The sequence below is a fragment of the Achromobacter xylosoxidans genome (assembly GCF_001457475.1).
Classification (GTDB): Bacteria; Pseudomonadota; Gammaproteobacteria; order Burkholderiales; family Burkholderiaceae_B; genus Achromobacter; species Achromobacter xylosoxidans.
Map to the genome: position 1 here is coordinate 59914 of NZ_LN831029.1, position 11716 is coordinate 71629.

Here is an 11716-nt window from a genome sequence, read left to right on the forward strand (position 1 = left end):
ATGCGCCGCGTCTACCTTGCCGGCTTCGACGTGTTCCTGCCCGACGCGGTGGCGCATGGCGAGCGGCTCAAGGCGCTGGCGGCCGCGCACGGTTTCGAGGGACTCTACCCGCTGGACAACACGCCGCCGCCCGGCCTGTCCGGCGCCGCGCTGGCGCAATGGATCTACCAGGCCAACGTGGCGATGATCCAGCGCGCCGACCTGGTGATGGCGAATCTCAATCCATTCCGTGGCGCCGAGCCCGATTCGGGCACGGCCTTCGAGGTCGGCTACGCCATCGCCCTGGGCAAGCCGGTGTGGGGCTATACGTCGCAGGCCGGCAGCGTGCGTGAGCAGGTCGCCGTGGGCGTGGCCGCCGACGACGCGGCGCGCGCGGTGGACGCGCAGGGCTACACGGTCGAGGACTTCGGCTTGAACCTGAACCTGATGCTGGCCTGCAGCGCCCGCATCGTGGTGGGCGACGCGGCCGACTGCCTGGCCCGCATGGCGCGCGGCTAGGGCGCCAGCGGCGCCCCGTCGGCGCTGGCCGTCGTCCCGGGCCTCAGGCCGCGCCGGCGCGGCCGGGCTTGCGCGCCGTGGCGCGGGGCCGGGCCTTGACGCTGGCGGTCGGCGTGCCCAGGTATCCCATCACCGCATCCACCACCGCCCCTTCCAGTTGCCGCGGATCGAACCCGGCTGGCGGCTCCAGCGCCACCGCGTGTACCAGCGACTCCATGATGCGCAACACCACGTAGGTCGCCAGCTCGCGATCCTGCTGCGCGATCTCTGCGCGATGCAGCTCCAGCAGGTGGCGCATGCGGCGGTGGATGTCCTGGTCGGCGCGGCTGTGATCGCGCGGCTGGTCGAACAGCGGGAATTCGCGTTCCAGCACGCGGTGCAGCGCCGGCTCCAGCAGGTGCGCGCGCAGCGAGGCGGCGACGATGGCCGCGACCCGCTCGCGCAGCGTGGCCGCGGGGTTGCCGTCCAGCACCTCGTCGATCAGCGCCAGCATCTGCTTGTCGTGGCGGTCGTGCAGCGCCGCGATCAGCGCGTTCTTGTTCGGGAAGTACTGGTACAGCGAACCGACGCTGACCCCGGCTGTCTCGGCGATCCGGTTGGTGTTGGTGCCGGCGTAGCCGTACTCGGCCAGAACGCGAGCTGTTGCCTGCAGGATGGTGTCCACGGTCTGTTGCGAACGCTGCTGGCGCGGCGATTTACGGGGCTGCGGGATGGCCGTCATTGGGTTCGGGGAAAGCGAGTTTCAAACCTGAGCATCGGTTCATAAAATTTCGATACGCAACTGGAATCGCGTCGAGCACCGGCCGATTATGCCATCGTCGATTGCGGCGAGCGGGCTTGCCGGAAGCGTTCCCCTCTTCCAAGGAATCCTCATGTCGACTTCATCCTCGGCCGCGGCGCTGCCCGCGGCCGGCGGGACCGCGCGTCCCGTTTTCATGCAGATATTGCCCCTGGCGCTGGCGGTCTTCGTCGGCTTTTTCATGGTCGGCCTGCCCATGCCGGTGCTGCCGCTCTACGTCGACGGCGTGCTGGCGCAGGGCGCGCTGGTGGTCGGCATCGTGGCCGGCCTGCAGTTCGCGGCGGCGCTGCTGTCGCGCGCCTGGTCCGGTTCGCTGGCCGATCGTCGCGGCGCCAAGCGCGCCGTGGTCACCGGCTTCCTGCTCGGTTCGGGGGCGGGCCTGCTCTACCTGCTGGCCGACGCGCAGGTGGAGCAACCGCGCGCGGCGCTGGCCGCGTTGATGGCTGGCCGCGCCCTCATGGGCTGCGCCGAAAGCCTGATCGTCACCGGCGCGCTGAGCTGGGGCGTGGGCCGCGTCGGGCCGCAGAATGCGGGCCGCGTGATGGCCTGGATCGGCGTGGCGATCTACGCCGCGTTCGGGCTGGGCGCGCCCGCCGGCATGCAGCTGTACGGCGCGGCCGGTTTCGACGGCATCGCCTGGGCCACGGTATTCATCCCGGTGCTGGCGTTGGCGCTGGTGCTGCCGCAGCGCGGCGTGCCGGCGGCCGGCGGCGTGCGCACGCCGTTCTACCGCGTGCTGGGCCTGGTGATGCTGCCTGGCCTGGGCCTGGCGCTGACCAGCGTCGGCTTCGGCGTCATCACTGCCTTCATCAGCCTGCTGTTCGCCCAGCGCGGCTGGGATGGCGCGGCGTGGATGTTCAGCCTGTTCGGCGTCGGCTTCATCGTGGCGCGGCTGTTCTTCGCGGGGCTGCCCGACAAGCTGGGCGGCGCGCGCGTGGCGCTGGTGTGCGTGTTGATCGAGGCGGCCGGCCAGTGGCTGATCTGGATGGGCCCGACGCCGGCGTGGGCCTTTGCCGGTGCGCTGTTGAGCGGCGCGGGCTATTCACTGGCGTTCCCGGCATTCGGCGTGGAGGCGGTGCGTCGCGTGCCGCCGGCCAGCCGTGGCGCGGCCATGGGGGCGTATGTGGCGTTCCTGGACGTGGCGCTGGGCATCGCCAGTCCCGCGGCCGGCTGGTTGGCCGGGATGCGGGGCTATGGGGCGGTCTATGCGCTGGGCGGCGCGTGCGCGCTGGGCGCCGTGTTCGTGGCGATGGCGCTGCGGGGCCGGGTGGCCGCCGCCTAAGCGTCCGAAGACTGGTTTGACGATCGAGGCGCCCGCTATTGCGGGCGCCTTTTTCGTTCAGACCGTGGCGGCCATTTCCAGCACTTCGTCATCGACCGGCTGGGCCTGGCCGTCGCGCAGTTGCTGCAGGTGGTCGGCCAGTTCGGCGATGGTCAGGGCGACCAGGCCGTGCTGGGCGGCATAGCGCTCCAGCGCGGCGCCGCGCATCATGGTGCCGTCGGCGTTCATCAGTTCGCACAGCACGCCGGCCGGACGCAGGCCGGCCAGCGTGGCCAGGTCGACCGAGCCTTCGGTGTGGCCGCGGCGGGTCAGCACGCCGCCGGGCTGGGCCCGCAGCGGGAAGACGTGGCCGGGGCTGACGATGTCGTCGGCCTGGGCGGTGGGCGAGATGGCGGCGCGGATGGTGGTGACGCGATCCACGGCCGACACGCCGGTGCTGACGCCTTCGCGCGCTTCGATCGAGACGGTGAAGGCAGTGGCGAAGCGGCTCTGGTTGCGCTGGACCATGGGGGCCAGGTCAAGGCGGTCGAGCGCTTCGCCGGGCAGGCACAGGCAGACGATGCCGCTGCCGTCGCGGATCAGCTGGGCCATGACGGGCACGGTCAGCTTGTCGGCGGCGACGATGAGGTCGGCTTCGTTTTCGCGGTCGAAGTCATCCATGAGGATGACGGGGCGGCCCAGGCGCAGGTGATGCAGGGCGCGTTGCAGGCGCGCGGCGAAGGGCTGGGCGGCCAGGCTGGGGAGGGGGGACTGCGGGGTAAGGGTAACGTTGGACATTGAAACGCTCTCGCGAAAAAGTGGGCGAAAAACGTTTCAGGGCTAATCGACAGCCGAACGCAAACCGATTGCCCGCGCGTGTGGGGCGCGGACAGGGGGCGTGTGACGGCACATCTTCTCTCATCCGGACTGTGACCGTCGGCCCTGGCATCTCACCAGATCTGCTGACCCCGGTGTCCGTAAAGGACGCCGGGCGCTCGCGGGCTCGCCAAGTTGCTTGGCATACCGCCGGTGGGGAATTTCGCCCCGCCCTGAAGACGTACTGCTTGTTTGTCGTGTTAACGACGTCGGGGATTTTACGCTGGTCTTGGGAGGGGCGCTGAATATGCTTATTGCGGGTGGGGTTTTGGGTGGGGGTGGGGGTGGGTTCTTAAGACGCCGGGGGTGGCGGGGCTTGGGGGGAGCGGGGCTACGATTGCGGTCCGGAGCGTTCGCTCCGGACTGCCCCTTCGTCATCTTCGTCACAGCCTTCGGCTGTTCCTTCAGATTCCCTCGGGCGCATCTACACGCCCCGCTCCCCCCAAGCCCCGCCACCCCCGGCTCGGTCGGTTGCCACTTCACGGGCGTGGGGGCGGGTGGCTTGCTTGGCGTTTTGGCCAAGAGCCGGGCTGGGTCGGAGGGGCTTGCGGGGTCGCCAAAGGCGGCCACGCGGGTGGCCTTCTTTGGCGTTTGGGTGTCTTGCGTCGGGGCGGTGCTGGGTTGGCTGCCGGGCTGGCGGCCGGGTGTTGGGCGAGCGCGGCCCTTGTGGCTGCGCTGCTGGCGCCCTCGCCGCTTGCTTACTTCGTGGTTTCCGTTTCCGCGGGCGCTTCAGCTTTTTTCTTTTTCTTCTTCTTTTCGGGCAGCGCCAGCATGGTGCCGCGGCACGGCGGGGTGCCGCAGAGGCACTTGTAGCCTTCCTTCAGGGCCTTGGTGATGCGGCCGTCCAGGACCAGGCCGTAGTCGTAGGAGAGTTCCGTGCCGCGCGGGATGTCTTGCAGCGCGACGATGTAGACGCGCTTGCCGTGCTTGCCTTCCTGGGCCTCGCAGTTGGGCTCACAGGAGTGGTTGATCCAGCGGGCGTCGTTGCCCTGGTCGCCGCCGTCGATGACGCGGCCGGAGCTGAGGGCGAAGAAGAAGGTGTGGAAGGGATCGTCGGGGTTGGTGGGGTGGCGACGGTCGGCTTCCTTGGCGCTGATGCGGGCGCCGCCGTACTCGATGATGCGGGTGCCCGCGGGGATCTTGCGGGCGGCGAAGACGCCGTTGCCGTGCAGCTTGGAGCGGCGCACGACGTACCAGGGCTTGATGGGGGTGTCTTCGGAGGTCATTGAGTGGCGGCAGTGTGGCGGTGAGACGAAACAGAATTATATCGGCGCGCTTGTGACACGATGACAGGCGTATAGTGGGCGCCGCCTCGTTTCTTGCGTACCCGCACCATGATTGTCCGTCCGCGTCCTTCCGCGCTGGGTTTGTTCTTTGTTTTGCGCGGTTCGATCATTCCCCGCATCTTCAGCCGCATCCTGGTCATTACGCTGCTGTCGTGCGTGGTGGTGTGGATGTACCACCGCCAATGGTTCTCGCCCACGCACCTGTCGGCGGTGCCATTCTCGCTGTTCGGGCTGGCGCTGTCGGTGTTCATGGGGTTTCGCAACAACGTCTGCTACGACCGCTGGTGGGAAGCGCGCAAGCAATGGGGCGACCTGATCGTGCAGGCCCGCAGCCTGGCGCGCGAGAGCGCGGTGCTGCTGGCGGCCAGTACCGCCAATCCGGTGCAGGAAAGGCTGGTGCGGCGCTGCATCGGCTTCGGTTATGCGCTGGCGGCGCGGCTGCGCGACCAGGATGTGCTGGCGGCCGTGCGGCCCTGGGTGCAGCCGGAGGAACTGGATACGCTGGCGGGCAATCGCAACGTGCCGGACGCGCTGCTGCTGGCGGTCAACCGCGACCTGGCGGCCTGCCTGCGGCGCGGGGAGCTGACCGATATTCTCTATCAGGCGCTGACCCAGCGCGTCGCGCAGTGCGCGGCGATCCAGGCGGCCTGTGAGCGCATCAAGTACACGCCGACGCCGTTTGCCTATTCGCTGCTGCTGCATCGCACGGCCTGGCTGTTCTGCCTGCTGCTGCCGTTCGGGCTGGTGGGCACGCTGGAATACCTGATGCCGGTGGCGGTCACCATCATCGCCTATACCTTCTTCGGGCTGGACGCGCTGGGCGACGAGCTGGAAGACCCGTTCGGCCTGGAGGAAAACGACCTGCCGCTGTCGGCGCTGGCGCGGGTGATCGAGATCGACCTGCTCGACGGGCTGGGCGTGCGCCCGTTGCCCGAGGCGCCGCAGCCGGTGGACTTCGTGCTGCGCTGACATCGCCACGGCGCCGCCCGGCCGCGCCCGTTCAGGTCGTCGGCCCGTTCAGCGGCAGCATGGTCTCCTTCAGGCGGCGCAGGACGAAGCAGGATTTGCTGTGGCGGATGCCGGGGATGCGGTACAGCTGCTCGCGCAGCAGCCGCTCGTAGTCGCGGGTGTCGCGCACGGCGATGCGGATGTAGTAGTCGTAGTCGCCCGACACCAGGAAGGCTTCCAGTACTTCCGGGATCTGCGCCAGCGCCCGCCCGAATTCATACAGCGTTTCTTCGCTGTGGCTCTCCAGCGTGACGTGGACGATGACCGTGTCCATGAAGCCCAGGCTGGCCGGGTCGATGTCGACCGTGTAGCCACGGATCACGCCGGCCGCCTCCATGCGCTTGATCCGGTTCCAGCAGGGCGTGGACGACAGGCCGACCGCCGCGCCGATGTCGTTGAGGCTGGCGCGGGCGTTCTCTTGCAGCACGCGCAAAATCGCCAAGTCAAACTTGTCCAGGTTCATTTTCTTTGATTCCTCCGATCCAAAGATAAATTTACTGCGTTTGCCGGCAATGCGTGGAAAAGAAGATAAATATTCTCCCGGATTCCCAATAAGATGGATAGCATGAACGATCGCCTGCACCCCTCCGTCGCCGCCGCGCTTGCCGCCCCTGAAACTCCCCCCGCCAATGGGGCCAGGATTCTGCTGGAAACGCTGATTGCGCACGGCGTGGACACCGTGTTCGGCTATCCCGGCGGCGCCGTGCTGCCGCTGTACGACGCGCTCTATGCCGAGCCGCGCCTGCGCCACGTGCTGGTGCGCCACGAGCAGGCCGCGGTGCATGCCGCCGAGGGCTACGCCCGCACCACCGGCCGCACCGGCGTGGTGTTCGTGACCTCCGGCCCGGGCATGGCCAACACCACCTCGGGCCTGCTGGACGCCATGTGCGACTCGATCCCGGTGCTGTGCATCAGCGGCCAGGTCGCCACCAGCGCCATCGGCACCGACGCCTTCCAGGAATGCGACGCTATCGGCATTTCGCGCTCCGTGACCAAGTGGAACACCCAGGTGCGCTCGGTGGACGACGTCGCCGCCGTCACCGCCCGCGCCTTCGAACTGACGCGCCAGGGCCGGCCCGGCCCGGTGCTGCTGGACTTTCCCAAGGACGTGCAGCTGGCCGTGCCGCGCGACGCGGACGGCGACGACTACACCCCGTCGCAGCAGAAGCTGGCGGCTCTGCGCGCGCGGCGCCAGTCGGGCAAGCTGGCGCCCAAGCTGCCGCAGTCGGCGGTGCGCCGCGCCGCCGCGCTGATCGCCCAGGCCAAGCGCCCCATCTTCTACGGCGGCGGCGGGCTGGTGAACGCCGGCCCCGAGGCCTGCGCCGCCTTCACCGAGCTGGTGCGCGCCAGCGGCGCGCCCTGCACCTTGACGCTGATGGGCCTGGGGGCGTTCCCCGCCTCCGACCCGCAATTCGTCGGCATGCTGGGCATGCACGGCACCGTCGAGGCCAACCTGGCCATGCACAACGCCGACCTGGTGGTCTGCATCGGCGCCCGCTTCGACGATCGCATCACCGGCAAGCTGTCCGAGTTCTGCCCGCATGCGCGCAAGATCCACATCGACATCGACCCCGCTTCCATCAACAAGGTGGTGCGGGTGGACGTGGCCCTGGTGGGCGACTGCCTGCCGCTGGTGCGCGCCCTGCAGGCCGAGCTGACCGAGCCGCTGGACCCGGCGCGGCTGGCGCCGTGGTGGGCGCGGGTGCAGGCCTGGCGTGCCCAGGACTGCCTGGGCTACACCCCGGCGGCCGATGCCATTCTGCCGCAGCACCTGATGTCGCGCCTGAACGCGGCGTTGGCCGGGCGCGACGCCATCGTCTCGACCGACGTGGGCCAGCACCAGATGTGGGCCGCGCAGTATCTGCGCTTCGACCAGCCGTACCGCTGGCTGACGTCCGGCGGCGCCGGCACCATGGGCTACGGCGTGCCGGCCGCCATCGGCGCGCAGGTCGCGCATCCGGACAAGACCGTGGTGTGCGTCAGCGGCGACGCCTCGGTGCTGATGAACATCCAGGAACTCTCCACCGCCATGCAGCACCAGGCGCCCGTCAAGGTCGTGCTGTGCAACAACGGCTACATGGGCATGGTGCGCCAGTGGCAGGAACTTATCCACGGCGGCCGCTACAGCCACAGCTACAACGCCTCGCTGCCCGATTTCGTGGCGCTGGCGCGGGCCTTCGGCTGGGGCGCGGCGCGGGTCGAGGACCCGGCGCAGCTGGACGCGGCGCTGGCCGAATGCCTGGCGCACGACGGCCCCTACTTCCTCGACGTGGCGGTGACGGCGCAGGAGAACTGCTTCCCGATGATGCCGGCCGGCCATGGCCACCACAAGATGATGCTGGCCGAGGGCGTCTGGTACCAGGACGAGACGACCTGAGCCGGCGGTGATCGCCGGGCAGGCGGACATCCCTCCCGGGACCGCCGGAATGATGAAGGGGCCCTTTGCGGGCCCCTTCGTTTTTGCCGCACGGCCAGCGCGCCGTCAGAACTGGATCGACAGGCCGCCGTCCACCACCAGCACGTGGCCGTTCACGTACGACGCCGCCTTGGACGCCAGGAACACCGCCGCGCCGGCGATCTCCTCCGGTTCGCCCCAGCGCCCGGTCGGGTTGCGCGCCGCGATGCGCGGGCCGACGGCGGGGTCGGCCACCATCTGCGCATTGGTCTCGGTGGCAAAGGTGCCCGGCGCGATCGCGTTGCTGGTGATGCCGCGCCCGCCGAATTCCGCCGCCAGCGCCCGCACCATGCCGGTCAGGCCCTGTTTGGCGGCCGGATAGACCGCGTCGCCGGCTCGCGCCAGCTCGCCCACCACCGAGGTGATGGCGATCAGGCGGCCGCCGCCCTGGCGCGCCATGCGCTCGGCGGCGTGCTTGGCCAGCAGGATGCCGGCCACCAGGTCGGTGTCGATCAGTTCGCGGATCTCGGCGGCGCTGGTGTCGGCCAGCGTCTTGCGGTTGCGCGCGCCGACGTTGTTCACCAGGATGTCCAGGCGGCCGTGTTCGCGGTCGATGCGCTCGAAGGCCCGCGCCATGGCGGCGTCGTCGCTGACGTCGAAGGCCAGCGCATGCGCGTCCAGGCCATCGGCGCGCAGCGCGGCGGCGGTGCTTGTCGCGGCCTGCTCGTTGCGGCCGTTGATCAGCACGCGCGCGCCGCTGCCGGCCAGCGCGCGGGCGATACAGAAGCCCAGCCCGCGGGCCGAGCCGGTCACCAGCGCGACCTGGCCGCTCAGGTCGAAGTTGCGCAGATAGGGCAAGGAAGTCGTCATGGTTGCGGCTCGGTTCATTCGCGGAATTCGGGCGCCCAGTGCAGCAGCCGCCGTTCCAGCCAGGTGACGCAGTACACCAGCGCGATGCCGACGATGGACAGCAGCGTGACCGCCGCGAACATGTCGGTGGCGTTCAGTGTAGCCAGCGCGGTGATCATCAGGTAGCCCATGCCGGTGGTGGAGCCGACGAACTCGGCCAGCACCACGCCGATCAACGCGAAGCTGATGGCGTTGGGCAGCGCGGCGAAGGTCCAGGCGGCGGCGGTCGGGATGCGCACGCGCCACAGGATCTGGCGCGGCGACCCGCCCAGCGTGCGGCAGAAGTCCACCAGTTCGCGCTCGACGCTGCGCCCGCCCTTGTAGGTGTTGAAGAACACCAGGAAGAACACCACGAACCATGACGTCACCACCTTGGACGCCAGCCCCAGCCCGAAGAACATGGTGATGAGCGGCACGAAGGCGATGCGCGGCATCGAGTTGAAGGCCACGATGAACGGGTTGAACACGTCCGCCAGGAAGCGGCTGCGGCTGAGCGTCATGCCCACCAGGAAGCCGCTGCCCACGCCCACCACCAGCCCGACCAACGTGGCCTGCAGCGTCAGCCACAGATGCGGCCAGACCGAACGCGGCCCGGGCTGCAGCCATTCCCACAGCCGCACCGCCACGCGCGACGGCTGGCTGATGAAGAACGGGTCGAACAGCGTGTTCTGGGTGAACCACGGGATGCGCGTCAGCGTTTCCCAGGAGCCGAGGATGAGGGCCAGGATCAGCACCTGCCACAAGGTGATGCGCACGCGCCGCAAGGTGCTGGCGCGCCGGTCCAGCCGCAACTGGTCCTGCAGGGTATCGGTCAATTCGGGAGCGGTCATGGCGGAATCAGGCGGCGGCGCGGAACTGCTGGCCCAGCACGCTCCAGAGGCTTTGCACGTGGGTGACGAACTGCGGCGTCTCGCGCAGGGTGAAGACGTCGCGCGGATGCGGGATGGCGATGCGCTCGTCCAGCAGCACGCGGCTGGGCGGCCCGGACAGCACCACCACCCGGTCCGACAGCAGGATCGCCTCGTCCAGGTCGTGCGTGACCAGCACCACGGTCTGGCCCAGCTTGCGCCAGATCTCCATCAGCTCGCGGTGCAGGTGGGTCTTGGTGTGCGTGTCCAGCGCGCCGAACGGCTCGTCCAGCAACAGGATGCGCGGCTCCACCGCCAGGCTCATCAGCAGCGCCACGCGCCGCCGCATGCCGCCCGAGAGCTGGTGCGGAAAGGCGTCGGCAAAGGCCGTCAGGTGGCCCAGCTCCAGCAGCTCGGCCACCCGGCTGGCGATGCGCGCGGCCGGCACGCCCTGGAACTTCAGGCCCAGCGCCACGTTCTTCCTGACGCTGAACCAGGGCAGCAGCGTGTCCTTCTGGAAGATGTAGCCCAGCGCCGGCGGCACCTGGCCGTCGACCCCCCGTCCGTCCACCACGATGCGGCCGGTGGTGGGCGGCAGGAAGCCGGCGATCATGTTCAGCAGCGTGCTCTTGCCGCAGCCCGAGGGGCCGACGATCGACACGAACTCGCCCGCCGCGATCTCCAGGCTGACCTCGCCCACCGCGTGGGTGGCGCCCTGGCGCGTCTGGTAGGCCTTGCCCACCCGGTCCAGCGTGATCATCACAGCCCTCGCGCTTTGCGCACGAAGCTCATGTCGACGCACTTGGCGTAGGGCACCGTCTTGATCTCGTCGTTCGAGAACTGGCGGCCGTCGCCCATGATCGCGGTCATGCGGTCGTAGGCGTCCTGGGAAATCAGGTTGTCCTCCAGGAACACGGTTTCCTTGTACACGCCCAGCGTCTTCTCGATGGCGGCGCGCGGGAAGGCGTTCAGATAGTCGTCGTAGATCGCGTCGGCGATCTCGGCGGCGCTGTGGGCCGTGATGAAGTCCTGTGCCTTCACCAGGCCGGTGACGAAGGCCTGCACGGTCTCCGGCCGTTTCTGGATGGTGTCCTGCAGCGTCAACGCGGCGATGCCCGGCACGTCGCCGCCCATGAATTCGTTCCACGAGGCCTCGGTGGTGGCGTCGAAGATCGGCACGCCCCAGCCTTCCTGCCGGGCCTGCTCCATCATCGACATGGTGGCCATGCTGGCGGCCACCGAGCCGGTCTTGAGCGCGCCCAGCATGGTGGCCAGGTCGCCCAGGGGGCGGATGTCGACCTTGTCGGCCACGCCGGCCTTCTGCATCAGGTACAGCGCCATCAGCCAGGTGCTGGACTGCGGCTGGGTCGCGCCCACGCGCTTGCCGGCCAGGTCCTTGAGCGACTTGATCTTGCCGCTGTCGAAGTCCTCGCGCCGCACGATGACGTTGGCGTAGGTCAGCTTGCGGTCGAAGCCGAATACCAGCGTGGCCGGCTTGCCGGCCAGCGTCAGGGCCGGCGCGGCGGTGGCCGCGGTGGCGCCGAAGACGATCTGGCCGGCCGCCAGCAACTGGTTGGTGCGCGGGCCGCTCTGCGAATTCAGGTACTCGACCTCCAGCCCCGCTTCGCCGAAATAGCCCTTTTTGAGCGCCACGTAGCCGGCCGCGAAGAACGGGTCGATGCTGCCCTGCCCGTAGACCACGCGGCCCAGCTTGGGCTGCGCGAAGGCGACGCGGCCGCCGATCAGGGTGACGCCGGCCAGCGCCCCGGTAGCGGCCAGCACGCGGCGGCGGGTGGTGAAGTGGGGGCTCGTGCTCATGTCTTCCTCGGTCTCGAT

At 69.3% G+C, this 11716-nt stretch carries 12 protein-coding genes and 1 riboswitch; of the genes, 4 read left to right on the forward strand and 8 right to left on the reverse strand.

Features of this window, described 5'->3' with window-relative positions:
* Nucleotides 1–498, forward strand: coding sequence for a nucleoside 2-deoxyribosyltransferase (locus AT699_RS00285; protein ID WP_024067337.1), 498 nt, complete (start codon nucleotides 1–3; stop codon nucleotides 496–498).
* A gap of 43 nt (nucleotides 499–541) precedes the next feature.
* Here the strand turns inward: AT699_RS00285 and AT699_RS00290 are convergent, their stop codons facing one another.
* Nucleotides 542–1219 carry a TetR/AcrR family transcriptional regulator gene (locus tag AT699_RS00290; RefSeq protein WP_024067338.1) on the reverse strand — a complete coding sequence of 226 codons (678 nt, stop codon included), beginning with the start codon at nucleotides 1217–1219 and terminating at the stop codon, nucleotides 542–544.
* A gap of 151 nt (nucleotides 1220–1370) precedes the next feature.
* Here AT699_RS00290 and AT699_RS00295 point away from each other — a divergent pair, with 151 nt between their 5' ends.
* Nucleotides 1371–2579, forward strand: coding sequence for an MFS transporter (locus tag AT699_RS00295; RefSeq protein WP_024067339.1), 1209 nt, complete (start codon nucleotides 1371–1373; stop codon nucleotides 2577–2579).
* 57 nt (nucleotides 2580–2636) lie between these two features.
* Here AT699_RS00295 and ribB read toward each other — a convergent pair whose 3' ends face one another.
* Both ribB and AT699_RS00305 read right to left on the reverse strand, forming a co-directional pair.
* Nucleotides 2637–3356: a 3,4-dihydroxy-2-butanone-4-phosphate synthase gene (ribB, locus tag AT699_RS00300; protein ID WP_024067340.1), complete on the reverse strand. Its 720-nt coding sequence runs from the start codon at nucleotides 3354–3356 to the stop codon at nucleotides 2637–2639.
* Nucleotides 3357–3464: 108 nt separating this feature from the next.
* A riboswitch (FMN riboswitch) is annotated at nucleotides 3465–3619 on the reverse strand.
* 513 nt (nucleotides 3620–4132) lie between these two features.
* On the reverse strand, nucleotides 4133–4660 hold the full coding sequence (locus AT699_RS00305) for an SET domain-containing protein (RefSeq protein ID WP_020925722.1): 528 nt from the start codon (nucleotides 4658–4660) through the stop codon (nucleotides 4133–4135).
* Nucleotides 4661–4768: 108 nt separating this feature from the next.
* Here AT699_RS00305 and AT699_RS00310 point away from each other — a divergent pair, with 108 nt between their 5' ends.
* Complete coding sequence (locus AT699_RS00310) at nucleotides 4769–5689, forward strand: bestrophin family protein (protein WP_006389475.1); 921 nt, start codon at nucleotides 4769–4771, stop codon at nucleotides 5687–5689.
* A 31-nt stretch (nucleotides 5690–5720) separates the two neighbouring features.
* On the opposite strand, the gene AT699_RS00315 is transcribed toward AT699_RS00310, so the two are convergent.
* Complete coding sequence (locus AT699_RS00315) at nucleotides 5721–6191, reverse strand: Lrp/AsnC family transcriptional regulator (protein ID WP_006389474.1); 471 nt, start codon at nucleotides 6189–6191, stop codon at nucleotides 5721–5723.
* A 93-nt stretch (nucleotides 6192–6284) separates the two neighbouring features.
* Between AT699_RS00315 and ilvB the strand changes: the two genes are divergently transcribed.
* Nucleotides 6285–8105, forward strand: a complete 1821-nt coding sequence (gene ilvB, locus AT699_RS00320) for a biosynthetic-type acetolactate synthase large subunit (RefSeq protein ID WP_102949835.1) — start codon at nucleotides 6285–6287, stop codon at nucleotides 8103–8105.
* Between the two features lie 105 nt (nucleotides 8106–8210).
* Here the strand turns inward: ilvB and AT699_RS00325 are convergent, their stop codons facing one another.
* From AT699_RS00325 to AT699_RS00340, 4 genes are read right to left on the reverse strand one after another with little or no spacing between them, the layout of a single operon-like run.
* Nucleotides 8211–8993, reverse strand: a complete 783-nt coding sequence (locus AT699_RS00325; protein ID WP_024067342.1) for an SDR family oxidoreductase — start codon at nucleotides 8991–8993, stop codon at nucleotides 8211–8213.
* Between the two features lie 14 nt (nucleotides 8994–9007).
* Nucleotides 9008–9862 (reverse strand): ABC transporter permease, encoded by an 855-nt coding sequence (locus tag AT699_RS00330; RefSeq protein WP_024067343.1) that lies wholly within the window; start codon nucleotides 9860–9862, stop codon nucleotides 9008–9010.
* 7 nt (nucleotides 9863–9869) lie between these two features.
* Nucleotides 9870–10640 (reverse strand): ABC transporter ATP-binding protein, encoded by a 771-nt coding sequence (locus AT699_RS00335; protein WP_024067344.1) that lies wholly within the window; start codon nucleotides 10638–10640, stop codon nucleotides 9870–9872.
* Complete coding sequence (locus AT699_RS00340; protein WP_024067345.1) at nucleotides 10640–11698, reverse strand: ABC transporter substrate-binding protein; 1059 nt, start codon at nucleotides 11696–11698, stop codon at nucleotides 10640–10642. Before AT699_RS00340 ends, AT699_RS00335 begins: the two co-directional genes overlap by 1 nt.
* Between the last annotated feature and the right edge of the window lie 18 nt (nucleotides 11699–11716).